A 20,867-nucleotide genomic window follows, 5' to 3' on the forward strand; every position below is an offset into this window, starting at 1 on the left:
TTTGGAAGAATTTGGAAATGAATACAAAAAAGACCTCTGCCGTTAATAGGCAAAGGTCTTGCTAGACATATGTAATAAAAATGCCAACAAAGCCGGAAGAACTAAGTTCTACGTAATGACGACTTTGTTTCCAAGAAATATTCTTGGACGCTACTCCCCTTTGGAGATATGTTATTGTATTCTCATTATATGGATAATTGATACGGTTGTCAACCTGTTAAAATATCTTCATTAGGATATTTTATTTTCCGGTTCTTTTTACGAGCAAATGAAAAAGCCAATGTTAAAGGCCCCATTTTCCCAAAAAACATCATAAAGATAATAATAGCTTTTCCGATTATAGTTAAGTGGGGTGTTAAGTTCATACTGAGGCCAACAGTCCCGAATGCTGAAAATACTTCGAAAGCACTCATCAATAGAGGAACTCGCTCAGTAATACTCAAAATTAAAATAGCAAAAAAGATAAATGAAATGGAAATAATAGTAATGGTTAATGATTTGACAATGAGAGTATCTTTAATGGATTTTTTAAATACGACAATATCCTCTTGTTCTTGTAAAAATTTAAATACGCCAAAAAATATGATTAAAAATGTTGTTAACTTAATCCCACCACCCGTTGAAGCACTACCAGCACCAATAAACATAAGGAGCATCATTAATAGGAGGGAAGGTTTTGACAATGTAGAAATATCAACAGTATTAAACCCGGCAGTTCGTGTTGAAATTGCTTGAAAATAAGAGGCCATTCCTTCTTCAAATGGGGTAAAACCTCTCATAGAAAGGGAGTTATGGAACTCGAATATAAAAATAAAAAGGGTAGCAATAATGTTGACGATTAGAGTAGAAGTGAGCATAAGTTTTGAATGTAGTGTAAGGTTTTTAAAGTTTTTCTTTCTTTTTATGTCTACAATTACTGTAAAACCAATTCCACCTAAAATGATGAGAGAGGAAATGACGAAATTGACAAGAATGCTATGAGAATGGGACATTAAATTATCGCTCCACACAGAAAAACCAGCATTGTTAAAGGCTGAGATTGAATGGAAAAAACTATAATAGATCCCTTTGGCAACCCCATATTTGGGTACCCATTCAAAAGAAAGAATTAAAGTAGCGATACATTCGACTGTAAAAGAGAATAAAAATAATGCTTTGGCAAGACGGATAACGCCGCCGATATTCGTTTGATTTAATGCTTGTTGTAATAAAATACGGTTTTGAAGACCGATTTTTCTTCCGAGCATAATAGCAATTAAGACCGCAAAGCTCATAATGCCAAGCCCGCCAACTTGTATAAGCGTTAAAATGACACATTGTCCAAATAAAGTAAACACTTTTCCAGTATCCACAACACCAAGCCCAGTAACAGTACAAGCGGAAACGGTTGTAAATAAGGCATCGAGCCATGAAATGGACGTTGTCGTAGCAATTGGCAGTTTTAATAAGCATGTGCCGACAACTGATAATACAATAAAAGATAAAGTAAGAACGCGGGGAGGGCTCATGCTAATATTAATCCGTTTCATGTCACATATTGCTCCTTTCGTTTTGCTTTGATTAGTATGTGAAAAAGCACTATTATGTATGTTGAAAATAGAAAGAGGCAGATAATATCTGCCTCTAAGCCATATGTTATATAATTATCCACGTAATTGTTGTTGAGCTAAAGCAACAAGACGTTTTGTTACTTCACCGCCAACTGAACCGTTAGAACGAGATGCTGTATTAGAACCTAAGCTTACACCAAATTCTTGTGCAATTTCATATTTAAATTGTTCAAGCGCTTGTTCTGCACCTGGAACTAATAATTTGTTTGTTTTTACCATGTTGATACACATCCTTATGAGTAGTCCAGTTCAGCTAAGTTCTTATCTAAACTGGTAACGTTATTTTATGTGGAAATGACATACTCATACGCGGAAGTAATCGGTGCGATTAGAAGTTCTTGGATAGAAAAAAAGAGTAGCAACTTTGCTACTCTTTTTTTAGTATTGTCGCTGTTCCTTCCACGACAATATCATCTGATTGATTATATATGTTTGTTTGCAGCGTAATGATTTTTTTATCGTCACGCTTCTTAATAACCTCTGCCACAACGCGAAGTGTATCACCGATTTTGACAGGGGCACGGAATGAAACATTTTGGGATAAATAAATCGTATTTTTGCCTGGGAGTTTCGTTCCAAGGATGGTAGAAATAAAACTCGAAACGAGCATACCGTGAGCAATACGTTCTTTAAACATTGTCGTTTTTGCAAAAGAATCTAAAATGTGAATAGGATTCACATCTCCAGTCAATTTTGCAAAATTGATAACATCTTCATCTGTAATTGTTTTTGTAAGGGATGCTTGATCACCGACTTGAATCTCATCATAACGAAGCTCCGGAACAGTTTGTGCTTCTTGAAATGGATTCATTTTGTCCTCCTTCTTTTCCATATCGAAAAATGTTAGCCATCTTGATGTAGTAGGAGGAAGAAAGAGTTTTGTTTGTGCTGCAGTTAGCTCCCACATTTTTCTTACTTGATGGAAGTAAATAGATTTTTTGAGTTTTCCTCGAACTTTTTTGCGAGTTCCAACTGTTTTGACTTGAACTCTTCCAAAAAACCCTCTAACTGTTTTTGAGCCTCTTCACGTTGTAATTGTTGTTGCTCAATAAATTGTTTTGTTGTTTCTTCAAATTGACCGCTTGTTTGTGTAAGAATTGACAAAGATGTTTTTGTAGGAGAAACAGTCAGCTGCTGCATATGAGCAGAAAGTTCTTTCCACTTGTCTTGCCACTCGTTAATTTGATCATTTAAGGAGTTACCAGTTAATTGTTTCACGTAATCTGTATATTGGTTATTGAACTGAGCAGTGATTTGTTGTAGTTCTTTTTCTAGTTCATCTACTCCTGATGTTAATTTATGCAAAGCGTCTTGTTGTTGTTTTAATGTTTCTAAAGTAAGTTGCTCTAATTGTTTCCCAGCTGAAGAAAAAAGGGAAAGTGATTGAGACCAGTTTTTCCAAAATGCATCGACTAATTCGTATGGTTTAGTTTCCATTGTTTGACCCCCAAATGTTTTTTTACATATTGTGAACGCAGATTACTCTGCTGTACCACCAGGTGAAGATGAAGAATCCTTTTCATCCTTTTCTGGAGAAGTAGAAAATGGAAAGAATGCATTGGTGTATAACGTGAAAAACGTCCGCAACATATTTTGATAATGTTCAAAAGAAGTCGCACATGTTGTTAAATATTGCTCTCCATATTCAGTTAAAGAATAAATTCTTTTTGCCGGCCCTCCATCGCTTGTATCCCAAGTAGAAGAAATAAGGTTTTCTTTTTCTAATTTGCGTAGTGTTCTATAAACATTACCTTGGTCAACAGAAGAAAAGCCGATATCCATTAGCATTTGAATAAGTTTGTAACCATGAAGACTCCAGTCTTTTAGACAGAGAAGTAAGAAGGGAACTAAGAAGTTTTTTGGCATGGAGTTTGGTTGTTTCGCTTGGTTGTTCTCCAAACTTTCGCGTTGTTCTGGTTCATTTTGTAGCATGATTGTGCATCACCTCATGAATCAGTTAGATGGAATTTTTTGCTTATAAGTGCAATTTACACCTATCTGTTTTTAAAGTCAACATATTTGTTAGAAAATAGAAAAAAATAAAATATAGACTTGAAGTTTTATTCAGAATATTAGAAAATAGTGAATAGGTTGAATTGTTTCAAAAAAGAAAAAGGGAGTGTAGGTAAAGTGATTGATCAAAAATTCGATCCACTACAAGCATGGAAAAATGCTTATGAACAAACCGAAACATTTTGGGGAAAAGCGCTCAATGAAACAATTAAAACAGAAGAATATTCTGCTTGGATGGGCAGCGTTCTAGATTTGAATTTGTTTTATCAAAAAGCATTAAATGATACGACAAAAAACTATTTAGAACAAGTAAATGTGCCGACGAAAGAGGATATCGCAAGAGTGGCTACGCTTGTTATTAACTTAGAAAATAAAGTAGATAACATTGAGGAGTTTCTAGAGGAGAAAGTAGATTCTTTAGGACAAGCTCCTACATTAAAGCGTGATGTGACAAAAGTGAAACAAGATATTCGTACGCTTGAAACAAAAGTAGATCAAATTTTAGAATTGCTAGAAAAGCAAAATGCAGTACTAGCTAAACTACAAGTACCTGTAAAAGAAGAGATAAAGCCTGCGAATAAGCCGGAAAATAAAAAATGATAAAAGCGCTTGTTTATAACAGGCAAAAGAGAGAGGGAGAATCTCTTTTCACATGTAAACGGCGAAACATAATTATATAGGGACTCTACAGTATGAGTACCAAAATGATTCATAACAATCGTTCACAAATTCATTTAAGGGGGAAAAGAAATGGTTCAATTAAATGGAAAAGTAGCAATCGTAACAGGTGGAGCAAAAGGGATTGGAAAAGCAATTACAGTAGCGTTAGCACAAGAGGGCGCTAAAGTTGTTATTAACTATAATAGCAGTAAAGAAGCAGCTGAAAACTTAGTAAATGAACTAGGAAAAGACGGACATGACGTTTATGCAGTGCAAGCGGATGTTTCTAAAGTAGAAGATGCAAACCGACTTGTAGAAGAAGCTGTGAATCATTTTGGTAAAGTTGATATTCTTGTTAATAATGCTGGTATTACAAGAGATCGTACATTCAAAAAGTTAAATCGTGAAGATTGGGAGCGCGTAATTGACGTGAATTTAAGTAGCGTATTTAATACGACAAGCGCGGTTCTTCCATACATAACGGAAGCGGAAGAAGGAAGAATTATTAGCATTTCTTCTATTATTGGTCAAGCAGGTGGATTTGGCCAAACAAACTACTCAGCAGCAAAAGCGGGTATGTTAGGATTTACAAAATCATTAGCGTTAGAACTTGCAAAAACAAATGTCACTGTAAATGCAATTTGCCCAGGATTTATTGATACTGAAATGGTAGCAGAAGTGCCAGAAGAAGTACGTCAAAAAATCGTTGCAAAAATCCCGAAAAAACGTTTTGGTCAAGCTGATGAAATTGCAAAAGGTGTAGTATACCTATGCCGTGACGGTGCGTATATCACAGGTCAGCAATTAAACATTAACGGCGGATTATATATGTAATGAAGTAAGAAAAAAGTGCATATCCATAGCAGGAATGCACTTCTTTTTTTAAGAAGGAAATCGACCAAAAAGGAGATAAAAAAATGACTACATTCGCAACAGAATGGGAAAAGCAATTAGAGCTATACCCAGAAGAGTACCGAAAAGCATACCGCCGAGTGAAAAGGGCGAGTGAAATTTTATTACGTGAACCAGAGCCGCAAGTAGGATTAACGCCGAAAGAGGTTATTTGGACGAAGAATAAGACGAAGCTTTATCGCTACATTCCAAAACAAGAAAAAACACAAAGAGTTCCAATTCTGTTAATATATGCTCTTATCAATAAACCATATATTATGGATTTAACTCCTGGAAATAGTTTAGTGGAATATCTAGTGGATCGTGGTTTTGATGTGTATATGCTTGATTGGGGCACATTTGGTTTAGAAGATAGTCATTTGAAATTTGATGATTTCGTGTTTGATTATATTGCAAAAGCAGTAAAAAAAGTAATGCGAACTGCAAAATCGGACGAGATTTCTTTACTTGGTTATTGCATGGGTGGAACGCTAACTTCTATTTATGCAGCACTTCATCCGCACATGCCAATTCGTAATTTAATTTTCATGACAAGTCCTTTTGATTTCTCTGAAACAGGATTGTATGGTCCTTTGTTAGATGAGAAATACTTCAATTTAGATAAAGCGGTTGATACATTTGGAAATATTCCGCCAGAAATGATTGATTTCGGAAACAAAATGTTAAAACCAATTACGAACTTTGTCGGTCCATATGTTGCTTTAGTAGATCGTTCAGAGAATGAGCGCTTCGTCGAAAGCTGGAGATTGGTTCAAAAGTGGGTTGGTGATGGTATTCCGTTCCCAGGTGAATCATACAGACAGTGGATTCGTGATTTTTATCAAAATAATAAACTGGTTAAGGGTGAACTCGTTATTCGCGGACAAAAGGTAGACCTTGCAAATATTAAGGCGAATGTCTTAAATATTTCCGGGAAACGTGATCATATTGCTTTGCCATGTCAAGTAGAAGCATTACTAGACCATATTTCTAGCACAGATAAACAATATGTATGTTTACCGACAGGGCATATGTCTATCGTTTACGGTGGAACAGCTGTAAAACAAACATATCCGACGATTGGAAATTGGCTTGAAGAGCGTTCTAATTAAAAATAAAAAATCCAACTAGCCTATGTTAGTTGGATTTTTTTATGGAAAATAACAAAACATAGAAAGGAGAAACTTATATTTTAGGAGTATAATTATGAAACTTATGAATGGTAAGTTGTTTTGGAATACAGGAGTTTCTGTACCTTGTTATCCACTGTTAGAAAATGATATGATATGTGATGTGCTCGTAGTCGGAAGCGGCGAAGCTGGTGCTCATATAGCGCATTCGTTAGCGAAAATTGGCATGAGTGTTACGCTTATTGAAAAAAGAGCAATTGGGTGTGGTAGCACAGCTGCTAATACAGGTTTACTACAATTCCTTCATGATAAATCGTTAACCTCCCTTATCCATACATTTGGTAAAGAAAAAGGGGTACGAGCATATAAGCTTTGTTATGAAGCGCTAAGAACAATGGAAGAGGTTATACCGACTCTTGATATTGATCCCCATTTTATTCCGCGAAATAGTTTATATTATGCAAGTAAAAGTGAGGATGTCTCATTTTTACAAGAGGAATATAATACGTTACAGAATTATGGATTTCCAGTTGAATATTTTACAGAAGCTGATATTAAGAAACGTTATTCTTTTGCAAAACAAGCAGCGTTATATACGCAAGGTGATGCTGAGGTGAATCCGTATTTATTAGCGCATAGTTTTTTGCATAAAGCAAACCAAATAGGAGCTAATATATATGAACATACAGAGGCAATACATATAAAAAAACGCCAAAATGATTTAATTTGTTACACGAAAACAGGAAATCAAATTGTAGCAAAGAATATTATTATGGCGACAGGTTATGAAGCGCTTTTTGGAAAGAAAGAAAAAAATACAACAGTAGAAACTTCTTATGCAATTGTAACAAATGAAATAGATCAGTTTGAAGGCTGGCATGAGCGATCGTTAATTTGGGAAACGGAACGGCCTTACTTATATTTTCGAACGTATCGAAACCGCATTATTGTAGGCGGATTAGATGAAGCGATGCAAATTCAAACAATCGGTGATACGAAATTATTGCATAAGCGTGATATCCTTATTAATATTGTAAAAGAGATGTTCCCGCAGTATAAAAATATACAGGCAGACTACTATTGGGCAGCCGCATTTGGTGGTACTCATGATGGTCTCCCCATTTTAAAAGAAGACGAAAAGATACATAATTTGTTTTACGCATTGCCGTATGGAGGTAATGGAACTGTATATGGAATGGTCTTTGCCAAATTATTTGAACAGTTATTTACAAATAAAGAAAGGGAAGATTTTTCTTTATTTAATCGATAGAAAAAAGGTAGCGAAGTGATGGAATGAGAGATATAAAAAAGTTTTTACAAAAATTACGTCCAGTACAACTCATTGTTTTATTTTATTTATTAGCAGTAGTTGTATCGGTAATCTTGCTTAGTTTACCGTTTGTTACGAAACCTGGTGTGAAATGGACATTTATAGATGCCCTTTTTACATCGGTTAGTGCGGTAAGTGTTACGGGGCTGTCTGTTATTACGATTTCAGATACGTTTACTACAGCAGGAATTATTGTTTTAGCCCTTATTTTACAATTAGGCGGCTTAGGAATTATGGCGCTTGGTACATTTGTTTGGATCATTACGGGGAAAAAGATTGGTTTGCAAAGAAGAAGATTAATTATGGCAGACCATAATCAAGGAAATTTATCGGGTCTTGTAGAATTGATGCGTTCTATTTTAATTGTAATTATTTCGATAGAACTTATTGGAGCAATCCTATTAGGTACAAGATTTTTACTTTACTTTCCGACTTGGCAAGAAGCTTATTTTCACGGTTTCTTTGCAGCAGTTAGTGCGACTACGAACGGTGGATTTGATTTAACAGGACAATCGTTAATTCCGTATAAAAAAGATTATATTGTTCAAATGATTCATATGTTACTAATTATTTTAGGGGCGATTGGTTTCCCTGTGCTAATGGAAGTGAAGCAATTCCTTAGTAAAAGAGGACAACAATTATTTCGTTTTTCATTATTTACAAAATTGACGACAACAACATTTTTTGCACTCGTTGTTGTTGGTACAATTATGATTTTTTTACTGGAGAGAAATCACTTTTTAGTAGGAAAGTCATGGCATGAAACGGTATTTTATACATTATTCCAATCTGTGACGACGCGAAGTGGTGGACTTGCTACGATGGATATACGTGAATTGTCACAACCGACGCTTTTATTTATGAGTATATTAATGTTTATAGGGGCATCTCCAAGTTCGGTTGGGGGCGGAATACGTACAACTACATTTGCTGTTAGTATATTGTCACTATACACCTTTGCAAGGGGCGGTAGAACAGTTAGAGTCTTCAAACGTCAGCTACATGAAGAGGATGTACTAAAAGCATCTGTCGTTATGACGATGGGGATTTTGTTATGTGCTACTGCGCTATTCATTTTATCTATTACGGAAAATGTACCGCTTATGAGCTTAATTGTTGAAGTTTGTTCTGCTTTCGGAACGACGGGACTATCAACAGGTGTTACGCCTGATTTAACAACTGTTGGGAAACTTGTACTCATTGTGCTTATGTTTATCGGACGCGTTGGTATTTTAACATTTATTTTAGCTAGTGGTGGAAGGGAACAACCACCTCGCTATAAATACCCGAAAGAGCGGATTATTATTGGATAGTATGAAACCATTCTACCTACGTTAGGTAGAATGGTTTTTTAGTCGTTAATACCAAATTGTGGATGCATAAAAGCTTCATTTTTATTATCCACTTCGTTTTTTAGTAACTCTTGATTTTCTTCTGAAATCCACCCAATATCATTTGTCGGATGGATCCACTCATCGCCAGCCATAATGGCAGGATCTACTTCATCACTCCAATTGTTAAGCGGACTGTTCTCGGAATTATATTTACTGTCTCCAATTACAACATTATATTGATTCACAAAAGGTTGTTGCATCGTTTTTCCTGTTCCTTTAAAAGATGGAAAATTCATTTGATGCGGGAGCGTTTCGTCTAAAATTGGTGATTGAATCTTTTCTTTTTTCTTCAAAATTATCGCTCCTTTTTATAATGATTTCTTCATATGTAGTATTTCCATCTAACGCCCCTTATGTACTTGTTAACACTTGCCAGTAATAATTATTTTAAGTTGTTTCAAACTAGAGTAGAAAGTGATTTCTTGAGAGCAGGTGAATGTATTGGTAAAAAGAAAAGTGAAACAAAATGCGGCAATCAATAATAATAAAACTCCGAAAGAAAGCTTACCAGATGCAGAATTTGCATTAGAGTATGAAGGAGAAAATAGCGCAAAGTATGCTAATCGTAATTCAAAAAAAGGGAAACAAAAATGAGGCGTTTTTTACAAACGCCTCATTTTTTTGTGGGATTATAAAGGTTTTTTTTAATTATTTGTAAATTTAGTGTTTTCTATTAGCAGAAAAATGCGAAAAAACATAGAAGTAGCAACGTATTACACAAAAACAAACAACAAACAAAAGATTAATGTTGGTTTAATACTGCTTTTACACTAGTTGTTTATATTTGAGTTGTACATAAGATTTGTAAAAGGAGAGAGAAACAGTGAAAAAAACAATCTTTAAAGCTGTAGCGACTGGAATGGTATTTTCGTTATTAATGGGGTGTGGTGCAAAGAAGGAAGAAAGTGCTGGAGCGAAAGTGAAAGATGACAAATTATCTGGATCATTAACTGTTTACACAGCAATTGAAGAAGAGCTTGTACCAATTTATCTTGATTCCTTTAAAAAGAAATATCCTGATGTGAAATTGAACATTGTACGTGATTCAACAGGAGTTATTACTGCGAAATTGCTAGCTGAAGGGAAAAATACACAAGCAGATGTTGTATGGGGAACTGCGGCATCAAGTCTATTAGCTTTAGATAAAAAAGATATGTTAAAAGGATACTCTCCAAAAGGAGCAGATCGTGTTCTTCCACAATTTAAAGATGATAAGCAACCTGAAAAATGGGTAGGAAATACTGCATTTATGACGGGGATTGCTGTAAATAAAGAAGAGTTAAAGAAGAAAAATTTACCGATGCCAGAATCATATGAAGATTTAACGAAACCAGAGTATAAAGGAACACTTGTTATGCCACATCCAGCATCATCTGGAACAGGATTTTTAACAGTTTCTGCATGGCTACAAATCATGGGTGAAGATAAAGGCTGGGATTACATGAAGAAACTTCATGATAATATGGCAAGTTATACGCATTCAGGATCAAAACCAGCGAAATTAGCAGGAGCAGGTGAATATCCAGTCGGTGTATCAATGGTTTATAGTGCTTTAAAAGAGAAACAAAAAGGTGCACCAGTTGAAGTTGTACTGCCGAAAGAAGGATTAGGGTGGGAAGTAGAAGCGAACGCACTTATTAAGAAAGATAATGCGAAAAATGATAAATTAGCACAAGCATTTTTAGATTGGGCAATTACTGATGATGTAATGAAGTTATACTTTGAGAAAAATGGATTTGCGACAATTAAAAATGATTATAAACTTCCAGAGGGATTCCCGAAAGATGTTACTGAAAAATTATATAAAAAGAATGACTTTAAATGGGCAGCAGAAAATCGTGACAAAATCTTAGAAAAATGGGAAAAAGAGTTTGGCCAAAAAGCAGAACCGAAAAAGTAAGTGAGTGGGAGAGAGAAAAATGAGCGAATATTTATCAATTCAACACATTCAAAAACAGTTTGATGCATTTACAGCGTTAAAAGATATTTCTTTTACTGTGAACAAAAATGAGTTTGTTTGTTTATTAGGCCCGAGTGGCTGTGGGAAAACGACGTTGCTTCGCATTTTAGCGGGACTAGAGGAACCAACGACTGGCAGTATAGCTGTGAATGGAAAAGATATTACAGCATTGCCTCCTGGAAAGAGAAACTTCGGAATGGTTTTCCAATCGTATGCTTTATTTCCGAATTTAACAGCACTTGAAAATATTGAATACGGCTTAAAGACAAAAAAATATGGGAAAGCAGAAGTGAAAGAGAAAGCGCTAGATGCGTTAAAACTTGTAGATTTGCTGAATGTAAAAGATAAATATCCTGCTCAAATGTCTGGTGGACAACAGCAGCGAGTAGCACTTGCACGTGCGCTCGCTCTGTCTCCAGATATTTTGTTACTCGATGAGCCGTTATCAGCTTTAGATGCAAAAGTGCGTGAAAAATTACGTAGGGAAATGCGTGATTTGCAAGAGAAAATAGGAATAACGACGATTATGGTAACGCATGATCAAGAAGAGGCATTAACGATGGCTGATAAAATTGTTGTAATGAATCATGCGGAAATTATGCAGATTGGAACACCAGAGGAGATTTATCAAAGACCAGCCAATCCGTTTGTGGCAGATTTTATTGGTTCTATTAATTTCTTTTCGAAAAATAACGAAGAACATGCAATTCGTCCTGAACATGTAACAATTGTACAAAAGGACGGTATTAAAACAGTTGTGGAAAGTATGGAATTTCGCGGATCTGTATATCGGACGGAAGTGCGAGTCGTAGAAGAAAACACACACCTTTATAATGAGAAAATTGTAGTGGATATATTAGCATCAGAAGTAGAAGCAACGGCTATTAGAAAAGGAAAGCCGATTCAAATCTCTTTCTCAGAAAATCATATGTTGTCATATGGAAAGAAGGTCATTGTATAGATGGAGATGTTAGAAAACTATAAGGTAGAAAGTACGAAAAAAAAGATTAAGAGAAGTATAGGGAAAGAGGAATGGATCCAAAGGCTCGTAATTATCGGTATGATTCTTTCCTTCCTTATCATACTTGTATTACCGCTATTACAACTATTTACACAAGCTTTTTATAATAAAGATGGAGTTTTCATTGGTTTAGCGAATTTCAGTAAATATTTCACAACACCAACTTTAGTTCAGTCTTTACAAAATACAGTATGGATTTCGGGCGCAACAACAATGATTTCAGTTGCAATCGCATTCGTTTACGCATATGCAATTGCCCGTACGAATGTTTTTGGAAAGCGCGTATTTCAGTATGTAGCGTTATTACCATTGTTTGCACCAACGATGATGCACGGTATAGCACTTACATATTTATTTGGTAATCAAGGGCTAGTAACGAAAGGAATGTTTGGTTTATTTGAAGGTATACAAATCCCTTTATATGGACCAATAGGAATTGTAATAGCTGAAGTTATGTATACATTTCCGCAAGCCTTTCTCATATTGCTAATTGCCTTTCAAGGATCTGATTATCGTTTATATGAAGCTTCTAATATGTTAGGAGCCAGTAAAACAAAGCAATTTTTCACGGTTACTTTACCTAGTGTAAAGTACGGATTAATTAGTGCAATGTTTGTTGTGTTTACACTTAGTTTTACTGATTTTGGGGCACCAAAAATTGTTGGTGGGCAATATAATGTGCTTGCTACTGACGTATACAAACAAGTAATTGGACAGCAAAATATGCCGATGGGTGCAACTGTCGGAATGATTTTATTAATCCCAGCTATATTCGCATTTGTAGTTGATCGTATTACGCAAAGAAAGCAGGCGAATTTCTTATCTTCAAAAGCAGTACCATACAGAATAATAGCTAATAAGAAAAGAGATGTAATCTCATTCATATATTGTAGTGTGATTACCCTTATGATCATTCTATTATTTGTTGCAGTTGGTATTGCTGCAAGTGTGAAAGTATGGCCATATAATATGAGTTTTACATTTGAGCATTTTAATTTTTCCAGTTTAACAGGAGATGGACTTGAAGCATTTAAAAATAGCGTAATTGTTTCAGCAGTTACAGCAGTTATTGGGGCGATCTTAACATTTGTATTCGCATATGCAATTGAGAAAATAGACCAGCTACAATTTTTTAGAAAAACAGGTTACTTTTTCTCTATAGTGCCGTTAGCGATACCAGGTTTAGTACTCGGATTAGGATATGTCTTTTTCTTTAGTCAACCAACGATTCAAATTCTTGGACTATCAGTAACGAATCCGTTTCATTCTTTATACGGAACAATCGCTGTATTAGTACTAGTAAATATCATTCATTTTTATTCTGTAACATTTGTCACGGCAACGACTGCCTTAAAGAAATTAGACCGAGAGTTTGAGCTTGTTTCGCAGTCGATGGGTATTCCGTTTTATAAAACATTCTTCCGAGTAACAGTACCAATGTGTTTACCAGCAATTTTAGAAATGGTAATGTACTACTTCGTAAATTCAATGGTAACTGTATCGGCAGTTGTGTTCCTATATGCAGCTGATTTTAAACTAGCTGCCGTATCAATCGTAAATATGGATGATGCAGGAAATGTAGCGCCAGCAGCTGCAATGAGTGTACTTATTGTTGTTACAAATATTGTAGTGAGAGTTGTATATGAATGGGGAACGAAAGCACTTCGTAACCGAACTTCACAATGGCAAAAAAGATAAGTAAGAAGGGTGATGGACAGAATGAAAATTGAAGCAGTTATTTTTGATTGGGCAGGTACGACGGTTGATTACGGATGCTTTGCACCACTAGAAGTATTCATGAAGATTTTTCATAAACGCGGCGTTGAAATTACAGCAGAAGAAGCACGTAAGCCAATGGGATTATTAAAAATAGATCATGTAAGGGCACTAACAGAAATGCCTCGTATTGCGGATGAGTGGAAGCGTGTCTTTGGTCACTTACCAACAGAAGCAGACATTCATGAGATGTATGAAGAGTTTGAAGAAATTCTCTTTTCTATTTTGCCAAATTATGCTAAGCCGATTGATGGGGTAAAAGAAGTGATCGCTTCTTTACGTAAGAGAGGCATTAAAATCGGTTCAACAACTGGTTATACGAGAGAAATGATGGATATTGTAGCAAAGGAAGCAGCGTTACAAGGATATAAACCTGATTTTCTTGTTACGCCAGATGATGTTCCAGCAGGCCGCCCATACCCATGGATGTGCTATAAAAATGCAATGGAACTTGGTGTGTATCCGATGAACCATATGATAAAAGTAGGGGACACAGTATCAGATATGAAAGAAGGTAGAAATGCTGGAATGTGGACAGTTGGTGTAATTCTTGGAAGTAGTGAGCTCGGTTTAACGGAAGAGGAAGTGGAGAGTAATGAGGTGAATCTATGTCTGTAGTAGGAGAAGAAAGAAAGCGAACCATTCTTGAAAAGGTAGAATTTAAAGGAAAAGTAAAGGTTTCAGAATTAGCGAGAGAATTTGCTGTATCAACAGAAACGATTCGTCGATATTTAGAAGAATTAGATCGTGAAAAGAAGCTGAAAAAAGTGTATGGTGGAGCTGTTCAACTTCCAGGCGCTGGGGTAGAGGCGCCAATGTTAGAAAGAGAAATGCTACATATAGAAGAGAAGAAAAGAATTGGTTATAAAGCAGCGACATTTGTAGAAGATGGTGATGTCATTGCAATTGATGATGGAAGTACACCGCTTCAAATGGTTCCATACCTTGTTCATCGTAAAAACTTAACGATTGTAACAAGTTCATTTCCAGTCGCAACACAATTAATTTCTTCTATTAATAAAAAGATGTTTCACGGTGAAGTTTTATTTATAGGTGGAAAAGTATCTCCAAAGCATTCGCGTGTATCAGGGTCTATTTCTCAGCAAGTAATACAGCAATTCCATTTTCATAAAGCGTTCGTTTCGATTGATGGGTTATTACCTAGCTTTGGAGTTTCCAGCTTTGAATTAGAGAAAGCGAAATTGTCAGAGGCGATGATGAAATTAGCTGAGAAAACATATATTTTATGTGATCATACGAAGGTAGGCGTGAAAGGGAATTATCGTATAGCAGCATTTTCACGTATTCAACATGTAATTTGTGATAAAAAAATGCCATATAGTTTTGAAGAAGAACTTATGAAGCATAATATTCAGTGGACAGTTTGTTAAATAAAGTGAAAGTACCTAAACTCCCGCCTAATTTTTAGGAGGGAGTTTTATTGTCTGCAAATCGTAAAATAAAAGATTTGCATTTATGCAAAAAGTGGACACATTTTCTCATCTCTTTCATATAATTTACCAATACAAAAAAAGTTGGTCGAAGGAAAGAAGGGAGAACATGTCAGAACGAATATATAATAAACTTGTATTGTACGCGAATATTTTGCAAAAAATTGGTGTCATCAATGAGAAGGAAAAAAGTGAAATTCTTCATACGATAGGTAAAAAAGCCCTTTGAATAAAGGGCTTTTTATTTTTATCTTTAAAAATATAAATTTAATGTAATATTCTCATTGACAATGATAATGATATTCATTATCATTTATTTGTAGGTAATTGATAAGGGTTATCAATTATAAAAATTGTATATGATAGGGGATATTATTTTGAAAAAAAATTATATGAAGGCGCTAGTAGTAGCGACAACATTAGCAATTCCATTTGCTACGTATTCTACTCCAGCATTAGCGGCATTAAAAGTTGAAGCAAATCAATCGGTAGCAGCAGCGAGTGATCGCACGTATGATACTGAAATTAAAATATATAAGGACCAAAAAGACGAGCCATCTATGGTTTCTCAATATATAAAAGATCCTAAAGTAACGATTGCAGCTGGTAAAAAAATTGTCACTGTAACAATGCAAGATAGCGATTATTTTCAATATCTTAGAATAGAAGATAGAAACCAGCCTGGTGTATTTCATGATGTGAAGGTTTTGTCAGAAGATAAGAGGAAGAACGGAACGAAAGTAGTCCAATTTGAAATTGGCGAGTTTGAGAAGAAGCACAATATGCAAATGCATATACTTATTCCAGCTATTGGATATGATCACAAATATCAAGTTCAATTTGAAATTAAAGATCCAACTGTAGGTAACAAAGAAACAGAGAAACCAGATGATAACTCTAATTCAGGCAATACGGAAACGGATAATCCAGTTGATAATCAAAATATGATAACAGATAACAAATTAAGAGAACTTGTGAATAAAAAAGTATTTAATAGAAAAGATTTAAATACACCAATTACGAAAGAAGAGTTATTACAAGTAAAGGATTTATTTTTAAATACAAATGAGATACTTGATTATAGTGCATTAAAATATATGCCAAATTTAAAATCTTTAACAGTTGCGAATGCGAAGATAAAAGACCCGTCGTTCTTTGCGAACTTAAAGCAATTAAATCATTTAGCTTTGCGTGGTAATGAATTTGCAGATGTAACGCCACTTGTTAAGATGGATAATTTAGAATCTCTTGATTTAAGTAATAATAAAATTACAAACGTTACACCACTAACTGAAATGAAAAATGTAAAAAGTTTATATCTATCAGGCAACCAAATAGAAGATGTAACAGCATTAGCGAAAATGGAACAACTAGATTACTTGAATTTAGCAAATAATAAAATTACGAACGTTGCTCCATTAAGCGCTTTGAAAAATGTAACATACTTAACTTTAGCAGGTAATCAAATTGAAGATATTAAAGCGTTATATTCATTACCTTTAACAGACTTAGTATTAACACGTAATAAAGTTAAAGATTTATCCGGCATTGAGCAAATGAAGCAATTAGAAGAATTGTGGATCGGGAAAAATGAAATAAAAGATGTTACTCCTCTAAGTAAGATGACACAGTTAAAACAATTACACTTACCTAACAATGAGTTAAAGGATATTACGCCATTATCAAGTCTAGTAAACTTACAAAAGCTTGATTTAGAAGCGAATTATATTTCAGACTTATCACCAGTGAGCAATTTGAAAAAATTAGTATTTCTAAGTTTTGTTGCAAATGAAATCCGTGATGTCCGACCAGTTATAGAACTAAGTAAGACGGCTTATATTAATGTCCAAAATCAAAAAGTATTTTTAGAGGAAACAGAAGTAAATAAAGAAGTAAAAGTACCTATATATGAAAAAGATGGTGAGGTTTCTACGAAAATCCGTCTGAAGAGCGATAACGGTACATATAGTAATGGTGTAGTGAAATGGAGTACACCAGGTGAGAAAGTATATGAATTTGGTGTGAAAGATCCATTCGCGGATACAGGAATTTTCTTTACAGGATCTGTTATTCAAAATGTAGTAGAAAGTAAAGACGGTAATACATCTAAAGAAGATGAGAAAACAGAAGTGGTAGAATTTAAAGATGTACCAAAAGGACATTGGTCAGAAGAAGCAATTAATTACTTAGCGAAAGAAAAGTTATTTATAGGCTATGGAAATGGTGAATTTGGATTTGGGGATAACATTACTCGTGGACAAGTAGCACTTCTAATACAAAGGTACTTAAAATTAGAAAATAATCTAAAACCAAAAACGACATTTACAGATACGAAAGGAAATATGTATGAAACGGCTATTGATGCAGTAGTTCAAGCTGGTATTATGACAGGGTATGGAAATGATACATTCCGTCCAGATGGAGTATTAACTCGATATGAAATGTCAGTAGTACTACAAAGAGTATTTCAGTTAAAAGAAAATGAAAATAGTGCAGAGAACTTTAAAGATATACCAAATGGCCATTGGGCGAAAGGATATGTGAAAGCTTTAGTAGATAATAAAATATCAAAAGGTGACGGGGAAGGGAACTTTTTAGGAGATAATTTCGTAACACGTGAACAATACGCACAGTTTTTACATAATGCAATAAAGAAATAAGGTGAAACTTTAATCAGTGGGGGTCTTACTGTCCGGCAAATAGCGGGATAAAAAATGAGGGAAATAAGCTATTCTTTAATTAAAGAATAGCTTATTTTTTTATGTGCAAAATGAAATAGGCAATAGATAGAAGTATAGACATATGAATAGCCTATTTTAAAGAAGAACCACGAAACTATATTGACAAAAAAGCGTTCTCATGTGATAATTCAATTAAATTTTTAGAATAATCAAAAAATATTCCTTTTACATAGAAAGGATTCGAACCTTATATGAATATTATGCCGGGGGTGACGAAATGTTATTTTTTCTGAAGAAATGGAATGAATTAAAAGATGTGAAATCTGAATTGGCACTTCGTGATTGGTTTTATGGTACCAAAATTAGTTTATCGCTATGTACGTCAAAAGAGCCGTTAACATTCTTAGTAAATGTTGAGGGAAGAGATAAAGGGCTATTTTCGGAAGAAGATTTTATTGTCGTAAATTGCATGTGCGAGTCAGTATTTGAAAATGAAGAAAAACCAGCTGCAGAGTCATTTATGCATGCAGATATTTATAAAAAAAGTAGTGCAGGATGTATTTTACAAGTGCAGACTGTAGATAGTCATTTAATATCAGAGTTATATGGAGAAGAAGGAGAAGTAACGTTCGATAAACGCAGTGTGGAGCGTGTTTTCGGAAAAGAAGGTATAACAGAAATGACAATTCCAATTGTAGAAGATGAAAAAAAATTCGCTGATTTATTAGAAAGTAATGTTCCGAATTTCATTGAAGGTGGAGGAGTAGTTCTTGTTCATAATTATGGCATGATTGTGTGGGGGAAAACGCCAGAAGAATCGAAAAAATGGCTAGAGGGTATAGAATATTTAATGAACTATCATGTAAAGTTATTAATGATTAAGGGCGCAAGGAGCTCTGTTATATAAAAATGTATGTGATATGGATACAAGTTAATAAATAAATGAAAGCGTTTTAAAAATAATTTCACTCATAAAATATAGGTCTCCTTATTATATATAGATTACATGTTGACATGTAAGGAGGAACATATTTTGCGAGTTAAATATCATTTTCTGCCAAAGCAGCAAGTAACATTTTGCAAAATAAATGATTCTGGTGAAGAGGCACTGCAAATGATGAACGAAACGGGATTTCGAGCCATCCCGGTATTAGCAGAAGATGAGAAGAAATTCACGGGGATTATTTATAAAGTAGATTTATTAGAAAAAAAATGCAATAGCGGATTAGATCATGTAAGTGCAGGAGATATGCTTGACAATTCCGATGCATTTATTTTTGAAAAGGATTCCTTCTTCAGAGCCTTTTATGTAATTCGTCGGCTTCCGTTTTTAGCCGTGCTAAATGATTATAATGAATTTGTCGGTATGTTAACGCATTCGAATATATTTGATGTTATTGAAGATTCATTTGGTATGCGAACAGGTGGTTATATATTAACAATTGCAACACAAGATTGTAAGGGGACGATTAAAGAGCTTGGGACATTGTTAAAAGCATATAATATCGGTGGTTTGTTTACACTCGATAACGGTGATCAATATATCCGTCGGGTTATTGTAAATATATCAGATGAGTTAGATGAAACAGGATTAAAGCAATTAATCGGAAAAATAGAGAAAAAAGGATTCAGAGTGAGTCATGTAGATTATATTTAAGTTAAAAAGAAAAGTACCTATCTGTTATATACAGATAGGTACTTTTTTGTCCCGTTATTTGTGGGCGGTAAGATCCCCACCTCAAAATTCAGTGAAAGCAATGGGGGGCTTCCCGTAAAAGCCCGATTGGTGAGGGCTGGTTATATGTGAGTAATGAACTTTATTTTGAAACAGGAGGCGGGGATAATGCTAGATCAGATAAAAAAATAAAGTCTGCATGCTCACGAATTTTAGGGATAGAAGTTTCAATAACGCGTGATGTAATTTCACCTGGGGGGCCCACATGCCCGATAGCTACCATAATAGGCTTTTCTTGAATTTTTTTGATGAGTAATTGGGCTTGTTTTGAAATATGTCCTGCTGTATACACATCATCAAAAAATAGTTGGTTTTCAATAATAGGAACTCCTAATTCTTTTCCTATTTTTGGGACGACACTATTAGGATTCGTTTTACTATCTAAGTAAAATAAACCGTGTTTTTTACAAGCAGCAAGTATAAGGCGAACAATTCTTTCATCTGCTGTTACTTTTGACCCCATATGATTGTTCATTCCAATTGCATGCGGAACTTCTTGAATTGCTTGTTCAAGTCGGTTGTTTATTTCTTCATCGCTTAAATCGGTTGTAATGGCTTTTGGTCCAAGCCATTCTTTTTTACCTTTAATAGGTTCCATTGGCATATGTATAATAACTTCATGACCTTTTTTATGGGCAGCTATTGCATCTTCTTTTGTGGAAGGAAGAAAAGGCATAACAGCAACAGTTAGTGGAATTGGAAGTGACAACATTTGATTAGTCCCCTTCATATTATTGCCGAAATCATCAATGACAATAGCAACTTTATTCGTATGAGCAGTTGCTTGAATAGGAAATAAGAAGGACGGTAAAAACAAAACAATGATGAATAATGCAATCGTATATTTTCGCATATAAATATTTCCTTTCTCTTGTTATCCCGCTATTTGTGGGTAGTAAGACTCCCACCTCAACATTGGGCTGGATAGGTGGGAGATTCACTGTCAATAAACGCTCGATTGGTGAATGCTAATAATCAGTGGGGCTGAACAAAAAACACTGATGAAAGTTTCACTTTATCAATCATCATTATGTTTTGCTTTTTTATATAAATTAAACAAAAAATGTCGAAGAAAAGTAGGTGGAAAATTAAGAATCCCCGGTTTACGTAGAATTTGTAAAAAAAGAAGATGAAAAAAATGTCTATTATTGCGAATGTATTTACAAAGATAGAATAATTTGTAATAATTCTCAAAGTGAGGGTAAAGATTTGTAA

The 20,867-nt window shown here is 34.7% G+C and carries 20 protein-coding genes, 1 pseudogene and 1 riboswitch; of the genes and pseudogenes, 14 read left to right on the forward strand and 7 right to left on the reverse strand.

Features of this window, described 5'->3' with window-relative positions:
* Nucleotides 1-5: 5 nt before the first annotated feature.
* Nucleotides 6-171, reverse strand: a riboswitch (yybP-ykoY riboswitch).
* A 38-nt stretch (nucleotides 172-209) separates the two neighbouring features.
* The 5 genes from ATL10_RS00625 to phaQ all read right to left on the reverse strand — a co-directional run bounded on the left by ATL10_RS00625 (nucleotide 210) and on the right by phaQ (nucleotide 3,542).
* Complete coding sequence (locus tag ATL10_RS00625; protein ID WP_000822356.1) at nucleotides 210-1,529, reverse strand: TrkH family potassium uptake protein; 1,320 nt, start codon at nucleotides 1,527-1,529, stop codon at nucleotides 210-212.
* Nucleotides 1,530-1,643: 114 nt separating this feature from the next.
* Entirely contained in the window at nucleotides 1,644-1,829 is a 186-nt protein-coding gene (locus tag ATL10_RS00630) for an alpha/beta-type small acid-soluble spore protein (protein ID WP_000241212.1), read from the reverse strand.
* A 148-nt stretch (nucleotides 1,830-1,977) separates the two neighbouring features.
* Entirely contained in the window at nucleotides 1,978-2,421 is a 444-nt protein-coding gene (locus ATL10_RS00635; protein ID WP_001067916.1) for a MaoC family dehydratase, read from the reverse strand.
* 101 nt (nucleotides 2,422-2,522) lie between these two features.
* A complete protein-coding gene (gene phaP / locus ATL10_RS00640; protein ID WP_000448592.1) occupies nucleotides 2,523-3,047 on the reverse strand; it encodes a polyhydroxyalkanoic acid inclusion protein PhaP in 525 nt (174 codons plus the stop codon).
* A gap of 42 nt (nucleotides 3,048-3,089) precedes the next feature.
* Nucleotides 3,090-3,542 carry a poly-beta-hydroxybutyrate-responsive repressor gene (gene phaQ, locus ATL10_RS00645; RefSeq protein WP_000939954.1) on the reverse strand — a complete coding sequence of 151 codons (453 nt, stop codon included), beginning with the start codon at nucleotides 3,540-3,542 and terminating at the stop codon, nucleotides 3,090-3,092.
* 198 nt (nucleotides 3,543-3,740) lie between these two features.
* Here phaQ and phaR point away from each other — a divergent pair, with 198 nt between their 5' ends.
* From phaR to ATL10_RS00670, 5 genes are all read left to right on the forward strand, one after another.
* Nucleotides 3,741-4,223 (forward strand): polyhydroxyalkanoic acid synthase subunit PhaR, encoded by a 483-nt coding sequence (gene phaR, locus ATL10_RS00650; RefSeq protein WP_000566941.1) that lies wholly within the window; start codon nucleotides 3,741-3,743, stop codon nucleotides 4,221-4,223.
* A 150-nt stretch (nucleotides 4,224-4,373) separates the two neighbouring features.
* Nucleotides 4,374-5,117, forward strand: a complete 744-nt coding sequence (locus ATL10_RS00655) for an acetoacetyl-CoA reductase (protein WP_000250407.1) — start codon at nucleotides 4,374-4,376, stop codon at nucleotides 5,115-5,117.
* Nucleotides 5,118-5,200: 83 nt separating this feature from the next.
* A complete protein-coding gene (gene phaC, locus ATL10_RS00660) occupies nucleotides 5,201-6,286 on the forward strand; it encodes a class III poly(R)-hydroxyalkanoic acid synthase subunit PhaC (RefSeq protein WP_000206336.1) in 1,086 nt (361 codons plus the stop codon).
* Nucleotides 6,287-6,380: 94 nt separating this feature from the next.
* The gene (locus tag ATL10_RS00665) at nucleotides 6,381-7,574 is read left to right on the forward strand and encodes an NAD(P)/FAD-dependent oxidoreductase (RefSeq protein ID WP_000772526.1); all 1,194 of its coding nucleotides are present in this window, start codon (nucleotides 6,381-6,383) and stop codon (nucleotides 7,572-7,574) included.
* A 23-nt stretch (nucleotides 7,575-7,597) separates the two neighbouring features.
* Nucleotides 7,598-8,947: a TrkH family potassium uptake protein gene (locus ATL10_RS00670; RefSeq protein ID WP_001204706.1), complete on the forward strand. Its 1,350-nt coding sequence runs from the start codon at nucleotides 7,598-7,600 to the stop codon at nucleotides 8,945-8,947.
* A 38-nt stretch (nucleotides 8,948-8,985) separates the two neighbouring features.
* Here the strand turns inward: ATL10_RS00670 and ATL10_RS00675 are convergent, their stop codons facing one another.
* The gene (locus ATL10_RS00675; protein ID WP_000726028.1) at nucleotides 8,986-9,321 is read right to left on the reverse strand and encodes a DUF3905 domain-containing protein; all 336 of its coding nucleotides are present in this window, start codon (nucleotides 9,319-9,321) and stop codon (nucleotides 8,986-8,988) included.
* A 148-nt stretch (nucleotides 9,322-9,469) separates the two neighbouring features.
* Between ATL10_RS00675 and ATL10_RS31020 the strand changes: the two genes are divergently transcribed.
* The 9 genes and pseudogenes from ATL10_RS31020 (at nucleotide 9,470) to cbpA (ending at nucleotide 19,574) form a co-directional block, all read left to right on the forward strand.
* The gene (locus ATL10_RS31020) at nucleotides 9,470-9,622 is read left to right on the forward strand and encodes a hypothetical protein (RefSeq protein WP_000240799.1); all 153 of its coding nucleotides are present in this window, start codon (nucleotides 9,470-9,472) and stop codon (nucleotides 9,620-9,622) included.
* Between the two features lie 229 nt (nucleotides 9,623-9,851).
* Nucleotides 9,852-10,928, forward strand: coding sequence for a putative 2-aminoethylphosphonate ABC transporter substrate-binding protein (locus tag ATL10_RS00690; protein WP_000750893.1), 1,077 nt, complete (start codon nucleotides 9,852-9,854; stop codon nucleotides 10,926-10,928).
* Nucleotides 10,929-10,947: 19 nt separating this feature from the next.
* Nucleotides 10,948-11,949: a putative 2-aminoethylphosphonate ABC transporter ATP-binding protein gene (locus ATL10_RS00695; RefSeq protein WP_000006196.1), complete on the forward strand. Its 1,002-nt coding sequence runs from the start codon at nucleotides 10,948-10,950 to the stop codon at nucleotides 11,947-11,949.
* Nucleotides 11,950-13,707 (forward strand): putative 2-aminoethylphosphonate ABC transporter permease subunit, encoded by a 1,758-nt coding sequence (locus ATL10_RS00700; protein ID WP_000425531.1) that lies wholly within the window; start codon nucleotides 11,950-11,952, stop codon nucleotides 13,705-13,707.
* 21 nt (nucleotides 13,708-13,728) lie between these two features.
* A pseudogene (phnX, locus tag ATL10_RS00705) lies at nucleotides 13,729-14,379 on the forward strand (phosphonoacetaldehyde hydrolase); the annotation flags it as partial.
* A gap of 14 nt (nucleotides 14,380-14,393) precedes the next feature.
* Complete coding sequence (locus tag ATL10_RS00710) at nucleotides 14,394-15,176, forward strand: DeoR/GlpR family DNA-binding transcription regulator (RefSeq protein ID WP_000117666.1); 783 nt, start codon at nucleotides 14,394-14,396, stop codon at nucleotides 15,174-15,176.
* Nucleotides 15,177-15,595: 419 nt separating this feature from the next.
* Entirely contained in the window at nucleotides 15,596-17,896 is a 2,301-nt protein-coding gene (locus tag ATL10_RS00720; protein ID WP_110496240.1) for an NEAT domain-containing leucine-rich repeat protein, read from the forward strand.
* Between the two features lie 298 nt (nucleotides 17,897-18,194).
* Entirely contained in the window at nucleotides 18,195-18,824 is a 630-nt protein-coding gene (locus tag ATL10_RS00725) for a class II aldolase/adducin family protein (RefSeq protein WP_053564937.1), read from the forward strand.
* A gap of 126 nt (nucleotides 18,825-18,950) precedes the next feature.
* Nucleotides 18,951-19,574 carry a cyclic di-AMP binding protein CbpA gene (gene cbpA / locus ATL10_RS00730; RefSeq protein WP_098566878.1) on the forward strand — a complete coding sequence of 208 codons (624 nt, stop codon included), beginning with the start codon at nucleotides 18,951-18,953 and terminating at the stop codon, nucleotides 19,572-19,574.
* Between the two features lie 160 nt (nucleotides 19,575-19,734).
* Here cbpA and ATL10_RS00735 read toward each other — a convergent pair whose 3' ends face one another.
* A complete protein-coding gene (locus tag ATL10_RS00735) occupies nucleotides 19,735-20,505 on the reverse strand; it encodes a divergent polysaccharide deacetylase family protein (protein WP_001234112.1) in 771 nt (256 codons plus the stop codon).
* Nucleotides 20,506-20,867 lie beyond the last annotated feature (362 nt).

Source organism: Bacillus sp. 196mf (assembly GCF_003217275.1).
Classification (GTDB): domain Bacteria; phylum Bacillota; class Bacilli; order Bacillales; family Bacillaceae_G; genus Bacillus_A; species Bacillus_A thuringiensis_S.

Bases quoted from the DNA above. Each gene is read 5' to 3' on its own strand.
- phaC (WP_000206336.1), top strand. From the start codon at position 5,201: ATGACTACATTCGCAACAGAATGGGAAAAGCAATTAGAGCTATACCCA.
- ATL10_RS00670 (WP_001204706.1), top strand. From the start codon at position 7,598: ATGAGAGATATAAAAAAGTTTTTACAAAAATTACGTCCAGTACAACTC.
- ATL10_RS00720 (WP_110496240.1), top strand. From the start codon at position 15,596: ATGATAGGGGATATTATTTTGAAAAAAAATTATATGAAGGCGCTAGTA.
- phaP (WP_000448592.1), bottom strand. From the start codon at position 3,047: ATGGAAACTAAACCATACGAATTAGTCGATGCATTTTGGAAAAACTGG.
- ATL10_RS00725 (WP_053564937.1), top strand. From the start codon at position 18,195: ATGTTATTTTTTCTGAAGAAATGGAATGAATTAAAAGATGTGAAATCT.
- ATL10_RS00625 (WP_000822356.1), bottom strand. From the start codon at position 1,529: ATGAAACGGATTAATATTAGCATGAGCCCTCCCCGCGTTCTTACTTTA.
- ATL10_RS00695 (WP_000006196.1), top strand. From the start codon at position 10,948: ATGAGCGAATATTTATCAATTCAACACATTCAAAAACAGTTTGATGCA.
- ATL10_RS00735 (WP_001234112.1), bottom strand. From the start codon at position 20,505: ATGCGAAAATATACGATTGCATTATTCATCATTGTTTTGTTTTTACCG.
- ATL10_RS00665 (WP_000772526.1), top strand. From the start codon at position 6,381: ATGAAACTTATGAATGGTAAGTTGTTTTGGAATACAGGAGTTTCTGTA.
- ATL10_RS00635 (WP_001067916.1), bottom strand. From the start codon at position 2,421: ATGAATCCATTTCAAGAAGCACAAACTGTTCCGGAGCTTCGTTATGAT.
- ATL10_RS00655 (WP_000250407.1), top strand. From the start codon at position 4,374: ATGGTTCAATTAAATGGAAAAGTAGCAATCGTAACAGGTGGAGCAAAA.
- ATL10_RS00630 (WP_000241212.1), bottom strand. From the start codon at position 1,829: ATGGTAAAAACAAACAAATTATTAGTTCCAGGTGCAGAACAAGCGCTT.
- ATL10_RS00710 (WP_000117666.1), top strand. From the start codon at position 14,394: ATGTCTGTAGTAGGAGAAGAAAGAAAGCGAACCATTCTTGAAAAGGTA.
- ATL10_RS00700 (WP_000425531.1), top strand. From the start codon at position 11,950: ATGGAGATGTTAGAAAACTATAAGGTAGAAAGTACGAAAAAAAAGATT.
- phaQ (WP_000939954.1), bottom strand. From the start codon at position 3,542: ATGCTACAAAATGAACCAGAACAACGCGAAAGTTTGGAGAACAACCAA.